Annotated in this window: 18 protein-coding genes; 10 read left to right on the top strand and 8 right to left on the bottom strand. The window is 47.5% G+C overall.

Going from position 1 to position 20,889, the window contains the following annotated elements; translation table 11 throughout:
- Positions 1–81: 81 nt before the first annotated feature.
- On the bottom strand, positions 82–777 hold the full coding sequence (gene radC, locus ICN21_RS10065) for a DNA repair protein RadC (protein WP_216124638.1): 696 nt from the start codon (positions 775–777) through the stop codon (positions 82–84).
- A gap of 30 nt (positions 778–807) precedes the next feature.
- Here radC and ICN21_RS10060 point away from each other — a divergent pair, with 30 nt between their 5' ends.
- The 7 genes from ICN21_RS10060 (at position 808) to ICN21_RS10030 (ending at position 6,990) form a co-directional block, all read left to right on the top strand.
- Entirely contained in the window at positions 808–1,254 is a 447-nt protein-coding gene (locus tag ICN21_RS10060) for a peptidylprolyl isomerase (RefSeq protein ID WP_215295723.1), read from the top strand.
- Positions 1,255–1,257: 3 nt separating this feature from the next.
- Positions 1,258–2,199 (top strand): 4-hydroxy-3-methylbut-2-enyl diphosphate reductase, encoded by a 942-nt coding sequence (gene ispH / locus ICN21_RS10055; RefSeq protein ID WP_216178319.1) that lies wholly within the window; start codon positions 1,258–1,260, stop codon positions 2,197–2,199.
- 53 nt (positions 2,200–2,252) lie between these two features.
- On the top strand, positions 2,253–3,416 hold the full coding sequence (locus tag ICN21_RS10050; protein ID WP_216124756.1) for a branched-chain amino acid ABC transporter substrate-binding protein: 1,164 nt from the start codon (positions 2,253–2,255) through the stop codon (positions 3,414–3,416).
- 71 nt (positions 3,417–3,487) lie between these two features.
- Entirely contained in the window at positions 3,488–4,423 is a 936-nt protein-coding gene (locus ICN21_RS10045; RefSeq protein ID WP_215318808.1) for a branched-chain amino acid ABC transporter permease, read from the top strand.
- A gap of 19 nt (positions 4,424–4,442) precedes the next feature.
- Complete coding sequence (locus ICN21_RS10040) at positions 4,443–5,504, top strand: ABC transporter ATP-binding protein (protein ID WP_255534295.1); 1,062 nt, start codon at positions 4,443–4,445, stop codon at positions 5,502–5,504.
- The gene (locus ICN21_RS10035; protein WP_216178318.1) at positions 5,504–6,280 is read left to right on the top strand and encodes an ABC transporter ATP-binding protein; all 777 of its coding nucleotides are present in this window, start codon (positions 5,504–5,506) and stop codon (positions 6,278–6,280) included. The genes ICN21_RS10040 and ICN21_RS10035 overlap by 1 nt, the downstream gene beginning before the upstream one ends.
- Positions 6,277–6,990, top strand: coding sequence for an ABC transporter ATP-binding protein (locus tag ICN21_RS10030; protein ID WP_216178317.1), 714 nt, complete (start codon positions 6,277–6,279; stop codon positions 6,988–6,990). Before ICN21_RS10035 ends, ICN21_RS10030 begins: the two co-directional genes overlap by 4 nt.
- Positions 6,991–7,046: 56 nt before the next feature.
- Here ICN21_RS10030 and ICN21_RS10025 read toward each other — a convergent pair whose 3' ends face one another.
- Both ICN21_RS10025 and ICN21_RS10020 read right to left on the bottom strand, forming a co-directional pair.
- A complete protein-coding gene (locus tag ICN21_RS10025) occupies positions 7,047–8,237 on the bottom strand; it encodes an acetylornithine transaminase (protein ID WP_216124627.1) in 1,191 nt (396 codons plus the stop codon).
- A gap of 59 nt (positions 8,238–8,296) precedes the next feature.
- Complete coding sequence (locus ICN21_RS10020) at positions 8,297–9,337, bottom strand: 2Fe-2S iron-sulfur cluster-binding protein (protein ID WP_216178316.1); 1,041 nt, start codon at positions 9,335–9,337, stop codon at positions 8,297–8,299.
- Between the two features lie 27 nt (positions 9,338–9,364).
- Between ICN21_RS10020 and ICN21_RS10015 the strand changes: the two genes are divergently transcribed.
- Positions 9,365–10,261, top strand: coding sequence for an SDR family oxidoreductase (locus ICN21_RS10015; protein WP_255534294.1), 897 nt, complete (start codon positions 9,365–9,367; stop codon positions 10,259–10,261).
- On the opposite strand, the gene ICN21_RS10010 is transcribed toward ICN21_RS10015, so the two are convergent.
- The 3 genes from ICN21_RS10010 to ICN21_RS10000 all read right to left on the bottom strand — a co-directional run bounded on the left by ICN21_RS10010 (position 10,242) and on the right by ICN21_RS10000 (position 14,082).
- Positions 10,242–12,014 (bottom strand): glutamine--tRNA ligase/YqeY domain fusion protein, encoded by a 1,773-nt coding sequence (locus ICN21_RS10010; protein ID WP_216178315.1) that lies wholly within the window; start codon positions 12,012–12,014, stop codon positions 10,242–10,244. The genes ICN21_RS10015 and ICN21_RS10010 overlap by 20 nt on opposite strands.
- 84 nt (positions 12,015–12,098) lie before the next feature.
- The gene (locus ICN21_RS10005) at positions 12,099–13,601 is read right to left on the bottom strand and encodes a tripartite tricarboxylate transporter permease (RefSeq protein WP_216178314.1); all 1,503 of its coding nucleotides are present in this window, start codon (positions 13,599–13,601) and stop codon (positions 12,099–12,101) included.
- A gap of 19 nt (positions 13,602–13,620) precedes the next feature.
- Positions 13,621–14,082, bottom strand: coding sequence for a tripartite tricarboxylate transporter TctB family protein (locus tag ICN21_RS10000; RefSeq protein WP_216178313.1), 462 nt, complete (start codon positions 14,080–14,082; stop codon positions 13,621–13,623).
- A gap of 131 nt (positions 14,083–14,213) precedes the next feature.
- Here ICN21_RS10000 and alaS point away from each other — a divergent pair, with 131 nt between their 5' ends.
- Entirely contained in the window at positions 14,214–16,838 is a 2,625-nt protein-coding gene (gene alaS / locus ICN21_RS09995) for an alanine--tRNA ligase (RefSeq protein WP_216178312.1), read from the top strand.
- Between the two features lie 14 nt (positions 16,839–16,852).
- Positions 16,853–17,080 (top strand): sulfurtransferase TusA family protein, encoded by a 228-nt coding sequence (locus ICN21_RS09990; protein WP_215320936.1) that lies wholly within the window; start codon positions 16,853–16,855, stop codon positions 17,078–17,080.
- A 15-nt stretch (positions 17,081–17,095) separates the two neighbouring features.
- Here ICN21_RS09990 and galU read toward each other — a convergent pair whose 3' ends face one another.
- Both galU and ICN21_RS09980 read right to left on the bottom strand, forming a co-directional pair.
- On the bottom strand, positions 17,096–17,980 hold the full coding sequence (gene galU / locus ICN21_RS09985; RefSeq protein ID WP_216178311.1) for a UTP--glucose-1-phosphate uridylyltransferase GalU: 885 nt from the start codon (positions 17,978–17,980) through the stop codon (positions 17,096–17,098).
- Between the two features lie 14 nt (positions 17,981–17,994).
- The gene (locus tag ICN21_RS09980; protein ID WP_216178310.1) at positions 17,995–20,886 is read right to left on the bottom strand and encodes a valine--tRNA ligase; all 2,892 of its coding nucleotides are present in this window, start codon (positions 20,884–20,886) and stop codon (positions 17,995–17,997) included.
- Positions 20,887–20,889: the final 3 nt, after the last annotated feature.

Here is a 20,889-nt window from a genome sequence, read left to right as displayed (position 1 = left end):
TTTGCTTTGGGGTTTGAGTCTCATAGGGTGCATAAGGCCTGCAAAAATCTCTGGCTCATTATTGTAAGTTAGCAATTACTATCAATTTTTCTCAATATTCATAAGGCCTGATTCTGAAAAAGAGAAAAAACCGCTATTACTGACAATGCAGTGGTCTAAAAGCGGAATATCTACCAACTGGAGGGCCTTAGTCAGGGTCTTGGTGAGTTCTTGGTCTGCTGAACTGGGGAGCGGGTTGCCGCTGGGATGGTTATGGGCCACGATCATGGCACTTGCATTTCTGGCTAGCGCTTCTTTGAGGATTTCTCGGGGATAGACGGCGGTCTGGGTAATGGAGCCTCTAAAAAGCTCTTGGCACTCTATGAGATGTAGGTTTGAGTCTAGATAAAGGCATAAAAAGACCTCATGGGGTAGACCGCCAATTTTGGCCTGTAAAAACTCCTTAACGTGACCTGGTGATGAAAAAATCGAGCCTTGAGCCAGACCATCCTCAAGACTGCGCTTTACGAGTTCATAGGCAGCCTGTATTTGAGACCATTTTGAGATTCCCATACCGTGGATTCGGGTCAATTCTTCAGGGGTGCTGGCCAAGAGGCGAGGAAGGCTGCCAAAGTAGCGCAATACATCATTGGCTAAGGTGACAGCGCTTTTCCCCTTAACGCCGACCCGCAAAAAGATGGCGAGTAATTCAGCATCTGTGAGACAGCGGGCGCCATACAGACGAAGCTTTTCTCGAGGTTGCTCATTTTTGGGCCAATTTGGGATGGGAGAATCCATAGCCGACGCAGGGCTAGATACAATTACCTTATGACCAAGCTTAACGTTTTGCCCAACTCCTATTTGACTCTCAACTACCGGCTTACTCTGCCCAACGGGGAGGATTACATCAATACTTTTGTTGATCGTCCTGCGACGGTTCTGATGGGCTCTGGACAATTTGCACCTTGCTTTGAAAAAGTGTTGCTAGGGTTAAGTGTTGGCGATAAAAAAAGCGCTTTGTTATCGCCCGATGAAAGTTTTGGTGAGCGTAAAAAAGATTTGGTGCAATGGGTTACTTTGCAGGCGCTCAAAGAAGGTCGTGATGACGATGCTGAATTTAATCCCGGTGATGTAATTGAATTTAATGCGCCGGGTGGAGCTCAATATGCGGGTGTTTTGCAGTCTATTGATGAGCAGGGCGCCTGGTTTGATTTCAATCATCCTCTGGCTGGAAGAGAGGTTACCTTTGAAGCACAAATTGTGGCTATTCTCTAATATATGAATACAACTGATAACACAGAGATCTTGATGGCGCAACCCCGCGGTTTTTGTGCGGGCGTTGATCGTGCAATCAATATTGTGAATGAAGCACTTACACGCTTTGGTACACCTATTTACGTGCGTCACGAAATTGTGCATAACGCCCATGTCGTGAATGAATTGCGCAGTAAGGGCGCCGTATTTGTTGAAGAGTTGCACGAGGTGCCCAAGGGTGGCATTGTGGTGTTTAGTGCCCATGGTGTTTCTCAGGAGGTGCGAAAAGATGCTGAGGAACGTGGCTTGCAGGTGTATGACGCTACTTGCCCACTGGTAACCAAAGTGCATCTCGAAGTGATTAAGTTGTGTAAAGAAGGCTACACGGTCTTGATGATCGGTCACGCTGGCCACCCTGAAGTGGAGGGCACGATGGGACAAGTGAAAGAAGGCGTGTTCTTGATTGAAAATTCAACCGATGTTGCCAATTTGTCTTTTACAGGCGATATAAAACTGGCTTTTGTCACGCAAACGACTTTGTCAGTAGATGAGACTAAAGAAATTGTTGCGGCACTCACTCAAAAATTCCCTGATATTGTTCAACCGCGTAAGCAAGATATTTGTTATGCCACTCAGAATCGTCAAGATGCAGTGAAATTTATGGCACCTCAAGTGGAGGTAGTCATTGTGGTGGGGAGTGCGTCTAGCTCGAACTCCAATCGCTTGCGTGAATTGTCAGAAAAATTGGGTGTACCGTCTTACATGGTCGATGCACCTGATCAATTGAAACCAGAATGGTTTGCTGGCAAGAAGCGCGTGGGATTGACTGCTGGAGCATCTGCTCCAGAGAGTTTGGCGCAAGCGATTGTTGCGCGCATTCAAGAATTTGGGCCGCGCAGCGTAAGGGCTCTCTCTGGGGTAGTTGAGGATGTCACATTCTCCCTGCCAAAAAATTTAGTCGATTGAAGTATTGATTTATAACCAAGGAGCTGTAGATGATTCATTCAAGTGCATCAAAAATGATTTTTATGAAGAGTGCTATTGCTGTATCGGCAGCAGCCTTGATTCTGGCAGGTTGCGGTAAGGGCGGAGATAAATCTGCGGCTGTACCGGCAGATGGTATTGAAGTCAAAATTGGCCATGTGGCTCCATTGACTGGCCCTATCGCCCACTTGGGTAAAGATAATGAAAATGGCGCACGCTTGGCGCTAGAAGAAATTAATAAAGCAGGCTTGACGATTGATGGCAAAAAAGTAGTTCTCACTTTAGTGCCTGAAGATGATGCTGAAGATCCAAAAACTGCAACGCAAGTAGCGCAAAAATTAGTAGATGCAAAAGTCGTTGGTGTTGTAGGTCATCTGAACTCTGGCACTAGTATTCCTGCTTCAAAAATCTACAGTGATGCTGGCATTACGCAGATTTCTCCGTCCGCTACTAACCCAGATTACACCAAGCAAGGCTTTAAAACTACCTATCGCCTAGTAGCAACCGATGCGCAGCAAGGCCCTGCTTTAGCTAATTATGTTGCCAAGACTTTGAATGCCAAAACAGTCGCCATCATTGATGACTCGACTCAGTACGGCAAAGGTCTAGCTGATGAGTTTGAGAAGACGGTGAAAGCGGCTGGTGTGAAAGTTGTCACGCGCGAAGCAAGCAATAACAAAGCAACTGACTTCAAGGCTATTTTGACTAAGATCAAAGGCAGCAAACCTGATGTCATCATGTACGGCGGCATGGATGCAACTGGTGGCCCATTAACGAAGCAAGCAACTGAGTTGGGCATCAAGTCTAAGATTGTTGGTGGCGATGGTATGTGCACTGAGAAGCTAGCTGAATTGGCTGGCGACGCAGTTGTCAATGTCACTTGCTCTGAGGCAGGTAAGGCGCTCACGAAGATGGCGCAAGGCGCTGATTTCCAAAAGCGTTATAAAGAGCGCTTTAATGCTGATGTACAAATCTATGCACCATTTACTTACGACGCTGTCTATGTATTAGTGGATGCGATGAAGCGTGCCAACTCAACTGATCCAGCGAAGATCTTGGTAGTCATGCCTGAAACTAAAATGAATGGCTTGGTAGGCGATATTGCTTTTGATAGTAAGGGCGATATGAAAGAGGGCGTCATTACCCTCTATGACTTTAAAGACAAAAAGAAAACCGTTCTTGACGTCATCAATATGTAAGAAACATGAAAAGGGCGCCGCAAATGCGGTGCTCTTTTTTTGTGCTCTACATTTCTGATAAATATTTTTTAATGGATATTTTTCTACAGCAGATCATCAATGGTTTGGTGCTGGGTAGTATCTATGCCTTGATCGCCTTGGGTTACACCATGGTCTATGGCGTACTGGGGATTATCAATTTCGCCCATGGCGAGGTGTTGATGATCGGCGCAATGGTCTCGCTCTCATTGCTGCGCTTGATTTTGAGTTTGACTAGTGATTTACCGGGCTGGCTCACACTCCTGATTGTCTTGCCCATCACGATGGCTGTCTGTGCGGGTCTGAGTTATTGGATTGAGCGTATTGCTTATCGCCCTCTGCGTCATGCGCCACGCTTGGCGCCACTGATTTCTGCAATCGGTATGTCCATACTGTTACAAACAATCGCCATGTTGATTTGGTCTCGAAATCCGATGACCTATCCACAATTATTGCCATCCAGTCCTATCGAAATAGGCGCTACTGGTGCAACGATTACCGGTAAAGAGATTGTAATTATTTTGGTTGCCTTGGCAGTGATGTGTGGCTTATTATTCTTGGTTGAGAAAACCAAACTCGGTAGGGCTATGCGCGCTACTGCAGAGCAAACCCAAATTGCATCCTTGATGGGTGTGAACCCAAACCGGGTGATCTCAATTACGTTCATGTTGGGTGGTGCTTTAGCAGGTTTGGCTGGCGTCATGATCGCTAGCAACTACGGTAATGTGCATTTTTATATGGGCTTTATTCCTGGCCTAAAAGCCTTTACAGCGGCGGTGTTGGGCGGCATTGGTAACTTGCAGGGTGCGATGCTCGGGGGTTTGCTGCTCGGTTTAATTGAGTCTTTGGGCGCTGGCTACATTGGCGAACTCACTGGTGGCGTCTTTGGTTCGAACTATCAAGATATTTTTGCTTTCTTGGTATTGATCTTAGTGCTGGTATTGCGACCTACTGGCTTGCTGGGTGAGAAGGTTTCTGACCGTGCTTAGGAAGCTTGTCTCAAATCATTTGAGTCAATCTACCTATCTTTACTTAGGCGCGTTTGCATTAATACTGTTGCCATGGATTGTGGGTGCGAGTGGCGGTAACTATTGGGTGCGCGTGCTTGATTTTGCTTTGCTCTATATCGTTCTCGCCCTTGGCCTCAATGTAGTTGTCGGTTTTGCTGGTCTGCTCGACTTAGGTTACATCGCATTTTATGCATTAGGTGCTTATAGCTATGCCTTATTAGCTTCGCCACATTTGCCTCAGCATTTTGAAACGATTGCCTCTGCATTTCCGCAAGGCATGCATTTTTCTCCCTGGATGGTGGCAGTGTTTTCCATCATCTTGGCCGCTCTCTTCGGGATTATTTTGGGGCTGCCCACCTTGCAATTGCGCGGGGATTATTTGGCGATCGTCACTTTAGGTTTTGGTGAAATTATTCGGATCTTTATGAATAATCTAGACCGCCCATTGAATCTCACCAATGGCCCTAAAGGCATTACAGCGATTGATCCAATTCAGATGTTTGGGGTTTCATTTACCAAACCGGTTGACCTGGGCTTTATACAGATCCCGGGTTTGTATTTGGTGTTTTACCTTTTTCTAGCTTTAGCTATTGCTGTAACCATTGTGTGTTTGCATTTACAGAACTCTCGTATCGGTCGGGCTTGGGTTGCGATTCGAGAAGACGAGATCGCTGCTAAAGCGATGGGTATCAACACACGCAATATGAAGTTGCTCGCTTTTGCGATTGGCGCTTCATTTGCTGGCGTTGCGGGGGTGCTCTTTTCTGCATTTCAGGGATTTGTTTCCCCTGAGTCGTTCACCCTTTGGGAATCAATCGTTGTTTTAGCGATGGTGGTGTTGGGCGGTATTGGACATATTCCTGGGGTGATCTTAGGCGCGATCGTATTGGCAGTCTTTCCAGAAGTATTACGGGGCGTAGCCGAGCCAGTGCAAAAGGCGCTCTTTGGTCATGTAATTGTTGATGTTGAAGTGATTCGTCAATTGATCTATGGCTTAGCGCTGATTCTAATCATGCTGTATCGCCCAGGCGGTATTTGGCAAAAAGGAGGAGGCAAATAATGTCTGCTCATTTGCTACTTGATGTAACTGATGTTTCTAAACGCTTTGGTGGAGTGCAAGCCTTAGATTCTGTCGGTTTGCAGGTGCCAAAGGGATCGATTGTCGGTTTGATTGGCCCCAATGGCGCAGGCAAGACTACTTTCTTTAATGTCATCACTGGCCTCTACCCTGCAGATTCCGGCATCTTTTTATTTGATGGTCAATCCTATTTCCCAGAGTCAGTCTCAGAAGTCACTAAATCGGGATTAGCGAGAACCTTTCAGAACATCCGTCTCTTTGGAGAAATGTCTGTTTTAGAAAATGTGATGGTGGGATGTCACTGCCGATCTAAGGCGGGTTTCTTGGGCGCTATCTTCCGCTTTCCATCCACGCAGCGCGAGGAGCAAGCGATTCGGGAGAAATCTCTTACATTGCTGGCTTACGTGGGCTTGAGTGATTATGCAAAGATGCAGGCGCGTCATTTATCTTATGGGCATCAACGTCGCTTAGAGATTGCTAGAGCCTTAGCAACTGAGCCTCAGCTCCTCGCTTTAGATGAGCCTGCTGCTGGCATGAATGCGACCGAGAAATTAGAACTGCGTGAGTTGTTGCTTCGTATTCGGGCGGATGGCAAAACTATTCTTTTGATAGAGCACGATGTGAGTTTGGTGATGGGGATTTGCGATAGCTTGACGGTGCTCGATTACGGCAAGGTGATTGCTGCAGGCAAGCCAGCCGATGTTCGCATACACCCTGAAGTAATCAAAGCCTATCTCGGTCAGGGAGCAGTGTCATGAGCGCCTTGCTGCAAGTACAAGATCTCAAGGTAGCCTATGGCGGCATTAACGCCGTTAAAGGTATTGACCTACATGTCAATCAAGGTGAGTTAGTAGCCTTGATTGGTGCTAACGGAGCAGGTAAGAGCTCCTCTCTGAAAGCGATTGCAGGCTTACTGACTCCTACATCAGGTGAGATTGAATTTCTTGCGCACAAAACTAATCAGCTACCCGCTTATGAATTGGTTCGTCTTGGCTTAGGTCTTGTTCCTGAGGGGCGTGGCGTATTTAAGCGCATGAGCATTTTAGAAAATCTGCAGATGGGCGCATTTCTGAAAACAGACACCAAAGTCATCCATCAAAAACTAGAGGAAGTATTTTCTTATTTCCCGAGACTGAAAGAGCGGCTCTCGCAACTCGCTGGCACGTTGTCTGGTGGCGAGCAACAAATGGTGGCGATGGGTAGAGCGATGATGGCTGAACCTAAGCTCTTATTGCTAGATGAGCCATCCATGGGTTTATCCCCCATCATGGTGGAAACAATTTTTGATGTGATTCGCAATCTCTCAGCAAACGGAATGACCATTCTGCTAGTTGAGCAAAATGCCCGTCTAGCATTGCAGATGGCCGATCGTGCTTATGTGATGGAGAGTGGTTTGATCACGCTTACAGGAGCCGGTAAAGAATTGCTTCAAGACCCGAGAGTGCGTACTGCTTATTTAGGGGAGTAAGGTAGGCGACTAAGGTAGGTGACTAAGTGAGGCGACTAAGCAGTCATGAAAATGGCTTAAGCAGTTTCCTTCAGCAACTCACGTAGCATGCTGCACATCTGATGAATCTCATCATCGCTCACATTGAGTGCTGGCATAAAGCGTAACAAGTTAGGTCTGGGTGAGTTAATCAATAAGCCTTCAGGGCTACGCTCACGAGCTAAATCAACTAGCTTACCGCCAATATCTTTACCGAGCATGAGGGCGCGCAATAAACCTTCACCACGCTCACCTTCCAGATTAAATTCAGCGCAAAGCTTGAGTAATTCTGATTTGAGTAGTTCACCCTTGGCTTTCACGCTCTCTAAAAATCCGGGAGCCAGTAATTGCTCGATCACGCTGATGCCTACCGCAGTCATCAAAGGGTTACCGTTATAGGTGCCACCTTGATCGCCAGGCACAAAGCAAGCTACCGCATCAGTCGCCATTAGGGCTGCTAAGGGAACGCCACCACCAATGCCTTTACCTAAAGTCATGATGTCTGGCTCGATACCGTATTGCTGATAAGCAAACAGGGTGCCTGTGCGGCCGCAGCCCGCTTGTACTTCATCGGCGATGAGCAGAATATTATTTTCTTTAGTGAACTGGCGTAGTTCACGCATAAATTCTTTCGTGGTGGGAATGACGCCGCCTTCACCTTGAACGGGCTCTAGCATCACGGCCACTGTTTTATCCGTCACCAACTTCTTAACAGATTCCAAATCATTCAAATCTGCTTTCGGAAAACCGGCAACTTGTGGTGCAAACATGGTGTCCCAGTTTGGCTTACCAGAGGCGCTCATGGTGGCTATGGTGCGACCATGAAAACTGTGATCAAAAGTGATGATTTCAAAGGCACCATTTTTATTCAGCTGACCCCATTTGCGGGCTAGCTTAATGGCACCTTCATTGGCTTCGGCGCCACTGTTGGCAAAAAAGACTTTGTTAAAGCAGCTATTAGCAGTCAAGAGGTTGGATAAGCCAATCATCGGCTCGTTATAAAACGCTGGACTGGGGTTAATCAGTTTCTTGGCTTGAGCATTTAGTGCTGCAATCATTCCTGGATTGCTGTGACCCAAGCAATTTACCGCCCACCCCTGTAAGAAATCTAAATAGCGCTTGCCGTTGTTATCCGTTAGCCATGAGCCAGCACCCTCAACCATCACCACATCTGGGCGTTGAGTAATAAACATGACTGAATGGGTGTCAATAGGGGCTGGAGTGTTCATGCTGGGCTGGGGTAATTAAATAAGGCTAGTGAAGTTTCTATTATCTAACTTTATGGGGATTAGTTTGTGGCTAAATCTGCCGCGCTAGTGAAAGAATCAGCAAAGAATTCTTCCTCAGACAGATGACATTTGGATGAAAAGTCCTCACGGGCTGCGTTGACCATGACAGGCGCCCCACAGGCGTAGACCTGAAAGTCCTTGAGGCTAGGGTGGTCATCTATGACCGCAAGGTGCACAAAGCCTGTCCGGCCCTGCCACGCATCTTCTGGTAAACCGTCTGAGATCACTGGGATGTATTGGAAATCGGGGATGTCTTGTTCCCAGGTTTTGCATAGATCATGGAGATACAGATCGCTTGGGCGCCTACCGCCCCAATACAGCTTAATCGGGCGATCCATTTTCTTGGTTTGCATTTGTTCAATGATGGATTTAATTGGCGCAAAGCCCGTACCAGCAGCGACAAAAATGATGGGCTTTTTAGAGTCCTCTCTGAGGAAGAAGCTACCCAAGGGCCCCTCGAAACGCAGGATATCTTTTTCTTTTAGTGCTGGCGTTGCAGTCCCAAATACAAAGTCTGTAAATACGCCGCCAGGTAAGTGGCGGATATGCAGTTCTAATGGACCTTCTTGCTCGGGCGCAGTGGCGATCGAGTAAGCACGACGTTGCCCGTCTTTTAAAAGAAACTCGAGGTATTGCCCCGCTAAGAACTGGAAGCGTTCAGCAGCTGGAAGTTGCAACTTCAGAATCGCCACATCGTCACTAGGCTTAATGATGGTGTTAACGCGGCAAGGAATCTTCCGAATCGCGATATCGCCTGCGCCTTGGACTTCACGAGCTTCAATGAGTAGATCGGATTGTGGATGAGAGCAGCAAAACAAGATGCCGCCTGCTGTTTCATCGGCTTTGCTTAAAGCGCTCTCGCTGTGTTGATCATGGCTGACTTGGCCCTCCAAGAGCTTGCCTTTACAAGAGCCGCAGGCACCATTTTTGCAGCCATAGGGTAGTTTGATACCTTGGCGAAGAGCAGCCTCCAAGACGGTTTCATCCTGGGTTACAGTAAATTGTTTGCCGCTCGTTTTGAGCGTGACCTGATGAGACACTCTCATTCCTTTCAATAAATCGTTACGATGTCACTTATGCAATCTTTTGGTAAACCTTCAATCCTGATTATTGGCTGCGGTGACATTGGTCTTCGGGTAGCAAAACAGCTTTCCCGTAGTCATCGAGTTTTTGCACTCACATCTTCGCAAAATCGTTTTCAGGAGTTGAGGGAGGTTGGCGCGACTCCGATGTTGGGGAATCTGGATCATCCAGAAACTTTATGGCGTCTATCCGGTTTAGCTCAAACCGTCATTCATTTAGCGCCACCCCAAAACCAAGGAAATCGTGATTGCCGAACCCGCAACCTATTGAGAATTTTAGCCCAAGGCTCCAATGTCGTCAGGCGTTTGATCTATGTCAGCACCACAGGCGTATATGGCGATCATCGTGGCGCTAAGGTGAGTGAGGCAACCCCCGTTAATCCTCAGAGTGAGCGAGCCCAGAGAAGAGTAGACGCAGAGCAGGCACTCCGTTTATGGGGGCCAGCACATGGTGTGGCTGTCACCATTTTGCGTGTGCCCGGAATCTATGCGGCTGATCGTTTGCCCCTAGAGCGCTTACAGTCTAAAACCCCGGCGCTACTCCCAGAGGAAGATGCTTACTCAAATCATATTCATAGTGATGATCTAGCGCGCTTAGTGTGCGCGGCGGTATATCACGGTAAGCCACAGCGCATTATCAATACCTGCGATGGGAGTGAAACCAAAATGGGCGATTACTTTGATGAAGTGGCTGATGCCTTTGGTTTGGATAGACCACCACGCATGCCCGCTAGTGAACTGCAACAGATGGTGAGTCCGATGCTGTGGTCATTTATGCGGGAATCGAGACGAGTGACAAATGCTCGACTACATGAGTTGAAAACTCCGCTGCGTTATCCCAGCGTAGCCGATTTTTTGCAGACTACTTCCAAGAATCCTTAAGACCAACTGTGCGATTAAATACAGGCTTGCCAGGTTTGGAGTCTGTTTTATCTGCAACAAAGTAGCCGTGACGTTCAAATTGAAAACGATCTTCAGCTTTCACATCTTTCATACAAGGCTCTAGGTAAGCTGTCATTGTTTCTTTAGAGTTTGGATTGATGGCATCTAAGAAATTTTTATCTCCACTATCCGGATGTGGATCAGTGAAGAGACGATCATACAAGCGCACTTCGGTTGGGATTGCTTCTGCAGCGCTAATCCAGTGAATATTGCCCTTCACCTTATAGTTATTGGAACCAGCGGTGCCGCTCTTACTGTCTGGGAAGTAGCTCACATTGACTTGCGTGACATTGCCCTGCGCATCCGTCTCAAAACCAGTGCACTCAACAACAAAGCCATGACGTAGGCGCACACGGCTACCAGCGTGATCGCCAATTGGTGGGTAGAGTCTGAAGAAGCCTTTAATCGGTTCTTGCATAAAGTCATCCGCTTCAATCCAGAGTTCGCGGGTGAAGTTGAATTCACGATTACCCCATTCAGGGTGTTGAGGATGGCGCGGTGCTGAACAAGATTCTTTTGCAGCAGCATCAAAGTTTTCAACTACCAGCTTAAGTGGTTTTAAGACAGCTGTTGCGCGTGGTGCTCTTGCTTCGAGGTCATCACGCAAGGCTTGATCGAGTGTGCTCATATCAATCCAGCTATCGGCTTTTGAGACACCAATCCGTTCACAAAACAGACGAATGCTCTCTGGGGTGTAACCACGACGACGAATACCAACAATGGTTGGCATTCGTGGATCATCCCAGCCGTCAACCTGTTTTTCTTCAACGAGCTGCAATAACTTACGCTTGCTAGTAATGGTGTAAGTTAAATTGAGCCGGGCAAATTCATATTGGTGAGGGACGGGATCTTTAAAGACACCCAATTCTTTAAGTGAATTCACGATCCAGTCATACAGTGGACGATTATTCTCAAATTCGAGTGTGCAAATCGAGTGAGAGACACTCTCCAGCGCATCGGAGATGCAATGCGTGAAGTCATATAGTGGATAGATGCACCATTTGCTTCCGGTGCGATGGTGATCAGTATGGCGAATACGGTAGACCACAGGATCACGCATCACGATATTGGGATGCGCCATATCAATTTTGAGACGCAGAACATGTTCACCATCCTTGAACTTGCCATCGCGCATTTCGCGAAAGAGGGTCAGATTTTCTTCAGGGCTACGCTCACGATAGGGACTATTTTTTCCAGCTTGTCCAAAGTTGCCACGATTAGTATGAATATCATCCGCACTTTGGCTATCGACATACGCTTTGCCATTCTGAATCAGAATTTCTGCAAACTCATACAGTCGATCAAAGTAATCGCTGGCATGATAAAGATGTGTACCCCAATCAAATCCAAGCCACTTCACAGCATCTAGAATGCTGTCAGCGTATTCAACATCTTCTTTAACGGGGTTGGTGTCATCTAGGCGCATATTGCAACGCGCACCACCAGCTTGATGGTTGTAATCGGCAGCTAAGCCAAAGTTGAGGCAAATACTTTTAGCGTGGCCAATATGCAAATACCCGTTTGGTTCCGGTGGAAAACGAGTGATGATCGATGGGATATGCTCGCCCGCTAAATTCGTACGCTGTGAAAAAGCACCGCTGGCTAAGTCATGATCGATGATCTGACGTAAAAAGTTGGAAGGCTCGGCGACTGCGCCGGCAACGACTTTAGAGGGTTTGCTATCTTGGGACATAGCCACATTGTAGAGAAAACCCCCGCACCATAAAGAAAAAGCCCGCAAACTGCTGCGGGCTCGTTTCTGTAAGGTCTAAGACAATCAGTCTTCGACGAATGCCTCTTCGCGGGTCTTCTTCACTGCTGGCAAAGCCACGATCACGACTAAGAGGGCTGCTGCAATGAGCAATCCTAAGGAGAGTGGGCGAGTGACAAAGGTTGTGAAATCACCGCGCGACAAGAGTAGCGCACGACGGAAATTCTCTTCCATCATCGGGCCAAGCACAAAGCCCAAGAGTAATGGAGGAGGTTCGCAACCAAGTTTGAAGAAGAGGTAGCCAATCAAGCCAAAGCCTGCCGTGACATACACGTCAAACACCGTATTGTTCACGGTATATACACCGATACAGCAGAACACCAAGATCGCTGGGTAGAGGAAGCGATAAGGAATTTTCAAGAGCTTTACCCAGATACCAATCAAAGGCAAGTTCAAGAGAATCAGCATCACGTTACCAATCCACATGGATGCAATTAGACCCCAGAACAAAGCTGGGTTGCTGGTCATTACTTGTGGACCTGGTTGAATGTTATGAATTGTCATCGCACCAACCATCAAGGCCATCACCGCATTTGGTGGAATACCTAATGTGAGTAATGGAATGAAGGAGGTTTGAGCAGCTGCGTTATTCGCTGCTTCTGGACCGGCAACACCCTCAATCGCACCTTTACCAAACTCATGGCTGTACTTGGAAGATTTCTTCTCGACAGAGTAAGCGCCAAAAGCTGCAAGAGCTGCGCCACCACCGGGCAGAATACCTAAGATCGAACCAATCGTTGTACCGCGTAAGATCGATGGAATCATGCGCTTCACATCAGTCTTGGTGGGGACCATACTCGTGAGCTTATTAAGGAAGCCTTCGTCATCACCTGTTTTTTCAAGGTTACCCATGATTTCAGCGAAGCCGAATACGCCCATGGCAACTGCCACAAAGCCAATACCGTCGCTCAATTCAGGAATATCAAACGCATAGCGCGATACACCAGAGTTCACGTCAGTACCAATCAAGCCCATTAGCAGACCTAAGATGATCATGCCAATTGCTTTGATTAAGGAGCCAGACGCTAAAACGACTGCACCAATCAAGCCTAAGACCATCAGCGAGAAGTATTCAGCGGGGCCAAACTTAAAGGCAAGTTGGGAAAGAGGGGCAGCAAAAGCAGCCAACACCAAAGTTGCGACACAACCTGCAAAGAAGGAGGCTGTTCCTGCGGTAAATAAAGCAACACCCGCACGACCATTGCGAGCCATTTGGTAGCCGTCAATCGCCGTCACCACCGAGGACGTCTCCCCCGGGATGTTGAGCAAAATTGCAGTGGTTGAGCCGCCATATTGTGAGCCGTAGTAAATACCGGCCAACATGATCAATGCGGCAATGGGAGGCAAGGCATACGTAGCTGGCAAGAGCATCGCAATCGTAGCGATCGGACCAAGTCCAGGCAAAACACCAATGAGGGTTCCTAAGATGCAGCCAATCAGGCAGTACAAAAGATTCTGTAAGGTAAATGCGGTTTCAAAACCGAGACCTAAGTTAGCAAATAAATCCATTTTTCAGAGTCCCGTTTCGTTATTGTTGTAGGAAGACAGGCAGGAGTGGGAATTGAAGTTTCAAGCCCACTACAAACACGGAATAAGTGAAAGTCACTAAGAATGCTGCATTAATAGCAGTACCTTTCCAGGTGAATTCTTTGCTGGCACTGGCAGATACGAATACCAAAACCACTACGGCAACTAAGAAGCCCATTCTTGGAAGCAAAAGTCCGTACAAGACAACCGCACCCGTAATTTGAGCAATGATCTTCCAGTTGAATTTCGGAATGGATTCGATGGCAGCTTTTGCGTTGAATGCTTTAACGGCGACCAGTAAACCTAGCAAAATCATGAATATGCCCAAGTAGAAGGGGAAGTAGCCAGGACCCATTTTGGCGGCAGTTCCCATGGGGTAATTTCTAGCCACAATGGTAAAGAAGAGGCCGATGACCATATACATGACCCCCGCCCCAAAATCCCGTTGATTGCGAATTTTCAAGTTGCTCTCCTTGTATATCGACTTAATTGCTAAGGTGCCGATTTATATTAATGTTGTGGGATTGTAAGGCAGGACGAGGGCATATTGCCTAGCTTTTGCCCTAGGCTAGTGCCAATGCGATAATTATTGACATGAAAGTCTCCCAAATTCGCCAGGCTTACCTGGATTTCTTTGCCGAAAAAGGCCACCAAATCGTCACCTCTAGCCCGGTAGTGCCTGGAGATGATCCTACCCTGCTATTTACGAATGCAGGCATGAACCAGTTTAAGGACGTGTTTTTGGGCTTTGATAAGCGCTCCTATCATCGTGCCACGACAGCGCAAAAGTGCATTCGGGCGGGTGGAAAACACAATGATTTGGATAACGTGGGCTATACCGCTCGCCACCATACCTTTTTTGAAATGTTGGGTAATTTCTCATTTGGAGACTATTTCAAAAAAGATGCGATTCAATTTGCTTGGGATTTATTGACCCAAGTATTTAAGCTGCCAAAAGATAGACTGTTAGTTACTGTCTATGCAGAAGATGACGAAGCCTATGCCATTTGGAAAGACCAAATTGGTGTTCCTGCAGATCGCATTATTCGGATTGGGGATAACAAAGGGGCGCGTTACGCTTCCGATAATTTCTGGATGATGGGTGACACCGGCCCTTGCGGACCTTGTACTGAAATTTTTTATGATCACGGTGCTCACATTCCAGGCGGTCCTCCTGGCAGTCCAGAGGAAGATGGCGATCGTTTTATCGAAATTTGGAACAACGTGTTCATGCAGTTCAATCGCGATGAGGCAGGCGTCATGCATCCATTGCCTAAGCCTAGCGTCGATACGGGTATGGGCCTTGAGCGCATTGCTGCCGTCTTGCAACACGTACATTCCAATTATGAAATTGACCTCTTCGTCAACCTACTCAGGGCTTCTAAGGAAGCGGTAGACGCTGCTGGCGGCGAGAACTGTGATACGGAAAGTCCTTCATTAAAAGTCATTGCTGACCATATTCGGGCTTGTAGTTTTATTGTCGTGGATGGTGTGATTCCCGGCAATGCAGGACGTGGTTATGTCTTGCGTCGCATTGCACGTCGTGCGATTCGACATGGCTATAAGTTAGGGGCACGTAAACCATTCTTCTATCAACTAGTCCCTGCACTCGTAAAAGAGATGGGCGAGGCCTATCCAGAGTTGCGTGCTGCGCAAGATAAGGTGAGTGAGATACTCAAGCAAGAAGAAGAACGCTTCTTCCAAACGATTGCCAATGGCATGGAAATTTTGGATGGTGCATTAGTGGGTGGTGCCAAAGTGGTTGATGGTGAAACCGCTTTCCGCTTGCACGACACATTTGGTTTCCCATTAGATTTAACAGCAGACGTTTGTCGCGAACGTGGTGTGACAGTAGACGCCGAAGGTTTTGAAGTCGCTATGCAAAAGCAGCGTGATCAAGCCAGAGCAGCCGGCAAGTTCAAAGTAGCCCAAGGTTTGGACTACAAAGGCAAGCCTACGCAGTTTCACGGCTACGATTCCTTGAAGCATGAGGGCGCCAAAGTGACTGCGCTATACATCGATGGCTCTGAAGTTGCCTCAGTAAAAGCAGGCGATGCTGCGGTAATCGTTTTAGACAATACCCCTTTCTACGCTGAATCTGGTGGTCAGGTCGGTGATCAGGGCGAGCTTCGCAATGAGTCTGTCCGTTTTTCAGTAGATGACACCTTCAAGATTCAAGCTGACGTATTCGGTCATCAAGGTGAGGTGCTCGAGGGCGAGCTTAAAGTAGGTGATGCACTCAATGCCTTGGTCGATGTACAGCAAAGAACCGATACGATGCGTAATCACAGTGCAACCCATATTTTGCACAAAGCTCTGCGTGAAGTCTTGGGCGATCATGTGCAACAAAAAGGTTCCTTAGTCGATGCAACTAAAACCCGTTTTGACTTTACGCACAATGCTCCTATAACGGCTGAACAGATTCGTCGTATTGAAGATATTGTGAATGCAGAGGTCTTGGCGAATACAGCCACCTCTGGAAAAGTCATGTCTTTAGACGATGCCCAAAAGACTGGTGCCATGATGCTCTTTGGTGAGAAGTATGGCGATGAAGTCCGTGTTTTAGAAATCGGCAGCTCTAAAGAATTGTGTGGCGGTACTCACGTGTCACGTACTGGCGATATCGGTAGTTTGAAGATTGTTTCTGAAGGCGGGGTTGCTGCTGGTATTCGTCGAGTTGAGGCGGTGACCGGTAGTAATGCACTCCACTTCTTGCAAGGCCTTGAAGACAAAATTAACGAGGCTGCAGCCATCCTCAAAACCCATCCTGGCGATTTAGTGAATCGGGTTGCGCAACTGCAAGATAGCTTGCGTCAGGCTGAGCGCGAATTAGAAAAAGTCAATTCCAAATTAGCCGCTAGCCAAGGCGATGAGCTAGCTGGTCAGGCTATTGACGTCAACGGATTAAAAGTATTGGCTACCAGATTAGACGGTGCCGATGCAGGGGTTCTTCGCGAAACTATGGACGCACTAAAAGCCAAACTCAAAACGGCTGCGATTGTCTTGGCTTCTGTGCAAGGCGATAAGGTCAGCTTGATTGCTGGTGTGACTGCAGATTCGATTGGCAAAGTGAAAGCTGGTGATCTCGTGAACTTTGTTGCGCAGCAGGTAGGCGGCAAAGGTGGCGGTAAGCCAGAGATGGCTATGGCTGGCGGTAACGATCCTACTAAGCTTGGTGCTGCTTTAGAAGGTGTTAAAGATTGGGTGGCTAGCAAATGAATGATGTAGCAAGCATTGCATTTAATGCAGAAGTGGATGCGATTGGCATGAACTGCCCACTGCCGATTTTACGTACCAAGAAAGCATTGGCAACAATGCAGTCTGGTGAAGTCTTAAAGATCAAGGCAACTGATTCAGGAGCGGCGAGAGATTTTCCAGCCTTTGCGAAGCAAACGGGCAATGAGCTGATTGCTAGCAGTACTGAAGGTGATGTCTTGGTGTTCTTCTTAAAGAGAAGATAAACAAGCCAAGCAGCCTTAAGTTAAAGAGCGACTCTTTAAGTAGGCTGCAAAATCAGCAGAAACCTCGGGATGGCGCAATGCAAATTCCACCGACGCTTTGAGATAACCCAACTTGCTACCGCAGTCATAACGCACGCCATCGTATTCATAAGCAAATACTGGCTCTTCCTTAAGCAAGGTTGCAATCGCATCGGTGAGTTGGATCTCGCCACCAGCGCCAGGCTTGAGATTGCGGATGTGTTTAAAGATTTCTGAGGAGAGCACATAACGACCAACCACAGCGAGGTTGGAAGGCGCATCTTGAGGTTGAGGTTTTTCAACAATACCGTTGAGGCGGTAGATGCCCTTGGCCACTTCTGAGCCCGCGACGATGCCGTAAGAACTACTTTTTGCTGGATCAATTTTTTCAACTGCAATGACAGAGCCGTTTTGCTCATTAAAGACTTTGAGCATTTGCTTGAGGACTGGAGGCTGACCATCTAATAAGTCATCGGCCAAAATGATGGCGAAGGGTTCATCCCGAACGAGTTTTTCTGCACACAATACGGCATGACCTAAACCTAGTGCTTCAGGCTGACGGACGTATACGCAGTCAACATGACTGGGTTTCACGTTACGCACGATGTCTAGTAGCGCTTGTTTATTTTTAGCCTCGAGCTCTGCTTCGAGCTCATACGCTTTATCAAAGTGATCTTCAATAGCACGCTTGCTGCGACCAGTGACAAAAATCATTTCAGTAATGCCAGCGGCAATCGCTTCTTCTACTGCGTATTGAATCAGTGGCTTGTCGACCACATTGAGCATCTCTTTTGGGCTTGCCTTCGTGGCTGGCAAGAAACGGGTACCAAGACCGGCAACAGGGAAGACGGCTTTTGTAACGGCTTTAGTAGTCAATGGCATGGGATATCCGATCTTTATTGAAGACGCTCTAATTGTGCAACAAGCTTCTCATGATTTTGTTCAAATCCAGCAAGGCGCTGTTTTTCTTGGGCTACAACCTCGGCAGGAGCGCGAGCCACAAAGCTTTCATTTCCCAATTTGCTGCGGGCTTTAGTGATTTCATTAGCAAGGCGTTCAATTTCCTTACCAAGTCGAATACGCTCAGCCGCCACGTCCACTTCGATTTTGAGTAAGAGCTTGATATCGCCTACCAATGCAATTGGTGCGCCAGGCGCATCTTTTTCGAGGGCGGATTCATCGCTATAGATTTTGACTTCAGCGAGCTTGGCTAATGCGAGTAAGTAAGGAGTCACTTTTTGTAAGAAGACTTCTGGACCATAAATCCACAGCGGCACTTTTTGCCCTGGGGGTACCTGCATTTCGCCACGCAGATTTCTGCAGGCATCCACAATCGCTTTCACTTGGGCAACCCAGGCTTCACTTTGCTCATCAATCTTTTCAGGCTGAGCAACAGGGTAGGGTTGCAAGGCGATGGTTTGCTGAGTTTGTTTTGCTAATTCCTTGCCAGACTTTGGCCCAACGGTTTGCCAGAGTGTTTCAGTGATAAACGGAATGAGTGGATGCGCCATACGCAAGATGGTTTCTAGCACGCGTAGCAAGGTCCGACGAGTTGCGCGTTGCTGCGCTAGTGTGCCGGTTTGGAGTTGTACCTTGGCAAGCTCTAGGTACCAATCGCAATACTCATCCCAGACAAATTGATAGATGCTGCTAGCAATATTGTCAAAGCGATAGTTCTGGAAGCCTTTTGCTACCTCGGCTTCCGTTCTCTGTAGTTGGGACACAATCCAGCGGTCTGCTGGTGAAAAATCTAAATAGCCTTCTGGGCCACATTGGTTATCACAAGGCGCTAAGCCATTGTCTTCATCACCACCAGGGCAGTTCATCAGTACAAAACGCGTCGCATTCCAAAGCTTGTTACAGAAGTTGCGATAGCCTTCGCAGCGCTTCTGGTCAAAGTTAATGTTGCGACCGAGCGAGGCAAGGGATGCAAAAGTAAAACGTAAAGCATCAGTACCAAATGCCGGGATTCCTTCCGGAAACTCTTTCTTGGTTTTCTTGCTAATGCTCTCTGCTTGCTTGGGATTCATGAGGCCTGTAGTGCGCTTACCTATTAGGTCTTCAATCTGGATGCCATCGATCAAATCAATTGGATCCAAAGTGTTGCCTTTGGACTTACTCATCTTTTGACCTTCTGCATCACGTACTAAGCCATGAACATAGACGGTATGGAAAGGCACCTTACCGGTGAAGTGGCAAGTCATCATGACCATGCGCGCCACCCAAAAGAAAATGATGTCAAAGCCAGTTACTAATACGGATGATGGCAAGAAGTGATTGAGAGCAGCTGTTTCTTCTGGCCAGCCTAATGAACTAAAGGGCACAAGCGCAGAGCTAAACCAAGTATCTAACACATCTGGATCGCGATTGAGCTTGCCTGTGTAGCCTGCAGCAGCAGCCTTCGCTTTGGCCTCATCTTCTGAGCGTGCCACAAAAATCTGTCCATCATCACCATACCAAGCCGGGATTTGATGGCCCCACCAGAGTTGGCGGGAAATACACCAGTCTTGAATATTGGCTAACCACTGGGTGTAAGTATTAATCCAGTTTTCTGGAACCAGTTTGATATCACCTTTGGTTACCGCATCCAATGCAGCACCGGCAATCGATGAGCCAGGTTGATATTGGTTATCTGGACTGGGTTTAGACATCGCCACAAACCACTGGTCAGTGAGCATGGGCTCAATAATGGTTTGGGTGCGATCACCACGGGGCACCATCAGTTTATGTGGCTGAACTTTTTCTAATAAACCAGCAGCATCTAAATCGGCCACGATTTGTTTACGAGCAGCAAAGCGCTCCATACCTTGATAGGCGGCAGGAGCATTTTCATTAATCTTGGCATCCAAGGTGAGGATGTTGATGAGCGGTAATTGGTGACGTTGTCCAACTGCGTAGTCATTAAAGTCATGCGCTGGAGTAACCTTCACCACACCAGTGCCAAAGTTCAAATCTACATAGTCATCGGCAATGATCGGAATTTGACGATCACATAAAGGCAAATTCACTGATTTGCCAATGAGGTGTTTGTAGCGTTCATCTTCTGGGTTGATCATGACTGCTACGTCACCTAGTAAGGTTTCTGGGCGGGTAGTAGCAACGGTCAAGCGGCCTGAGCCATCAGCTAAGGGATAGTGGATGTGCCACATGGAGCCATCTTCTTCTTCACTCACCACCTCTAAATCAGAGACTGCCGTTCCCAATACGGGATCCCAGTTCACCAAACGCTTGCCGCGATAAATTAAACCTTGTTCATGGAGGCGTACAAACACTTCAACGACTGCTTTGGACATTTTGCTGTCCATCGTGAAATATTCTTTTCCCCAATCAATCGAAGCGCCGAGGCGACGAATTTGACGAGTGATGGTGTTACCAGAAGTTTCTTTCCACTCCCACACCTTTTCTAAAAACTTCTCGCGACCTAAGTCGTGGCGTGACACTTTTTGCGCATCGAGTTGCCGTTCAACAACAATTTGAGTGGCAATACCAGCATGGTCGGTTCCTGGAACCCACAAGGTATTGTTGCCAGACATGCGGGCATGACGCACCAAGCCATCCATGATGGTTTGGTTAAAGGCATGACCCATATGCAGGGTGCCGGTCACATTGGGTGGTGGCAGCTGAATCGAAAAATTGTCTTTGCCCTCATCCATGCTGGCATCAGCAATGCCTCGGCGTTCCCACTCTGGTCCCCAGTAAGCTTCGATTGGAGCGGGTTCATAGGATTTGGCCAGTTCGTCAACTGAACCGGCTACTGGTGAATTAGGGGTATTTGAGGCGTTTGGCATAAG

Source organism: Polynucleobacter sp. AP-Feld-500C-C5, assembly GCF_018882265.1.
In the GTDB taxonomy this organism is placed as follows: Bacteria; Pseudomonadota; Gammaproteobacteria; order Burkholderiales; family Burkholderiaceae; genus Polynucleobacter.
Note: the sequence above shows the minus strand (reverse complement) of the source record. Positions and strands in the feature narration are given on the sequence as shown.

Bases quoted from the DNA above. Each gene is read 5' to 3' on its own strand.
- ICN21_RS10015 (WP_255534294.1), top strand. From the start codon at position 9,365: ATGTCACTTATGCAATCTTTTGGTAAACCTTCAATCCTGATTATTGGC.
- ICN21_RS10035 (WP_216178318.1), top strand. From the start codon at position 5,504: ATGTCTGCTCATTTGCTACTTGATGTAACTGATGTTTCTAAACGCTTT.
- ispH (WP_216178319.1), top strand. From the start codon at position 1,258: ATGAATACAACTGATAACACAGAGATCTTGATGGCGCAACCCCGCGGT.
- ICN21_RS10025 (WP_216124627.1), bottom strand. From the start codon at position 8,237: ATGAACACTCCAGCCCCTATTGACACCCATTCAGTCATGTTTATTACT.
- ICN21_RS10030 (WP_216178317.1), top strand. From the start codon at position 6,277: ATGAGCGCCTTGCTGCAAGTACAAGATCTCAAGGTAGCCTATGGCGGC.
- ICN21_RS10050 (WP_216124756.1), top strand. From the start codon at position 2,253: ATGATTTTTATGAAGAGTGCTATTGCTGTATCGGCAGCAGCCTTGATT.
- ICN21_RS10005 (WP_216178314.1), bottom strand. From the start codon at position 13,601: ATGGATTTATTTGCTAACTTAGGTCTCGGTTTTGAAACCGCATTTACC.
- ICN21_RS09980 (WP_216178310.1), bottom strand. From the start codon at position 20,886: ATGCCAAACGCCTCAAATACCCCTAATTCACCAGTAGCCGGTTCAGTT.
- ICN21_RS10060 (WP_215295723.1), top strand. From the start codon at position 808: ATGACCAAGCTTAACGTTTTGCCCAACTCCTATTTGACTCTCAACTAC.
- ICN21_RS10045 (WP_215318808.1), top strand. From the start codon at position 3,488: ATGGATATTTTTCTACAGCAGATCATCAATGGTTTGGTGCTGGGTAGT.
- ICN21_RS10010 (WP_216178315.1), bottom strand. From the start codon at position 12,014: ATGTCCCAAGATAGCAAACCCTCTAAAGTCGTTGCCGGCGCAGTCGCC.
- alaS (WP_216178312.1), top strand. From the start codon at position 14,214: ATGAAAGTCTCCCAAATTCGCCAGGCTTACCTGGATTTCTTTGCCGAA.
- radC (WP_216124638.1), bottom strand. From the start codon at position 777: ATGGATTCTCCCATCCCAAATTGGCCCAAAAATGAGCAACCTCGAGAA.
- galU (WP_216178311.1), bottom strand. From the start codon at position 17,980: ATGCCATTGACTACTAAAGCCGTTACAAAAGCCGTCTTCCCTGTTGCC.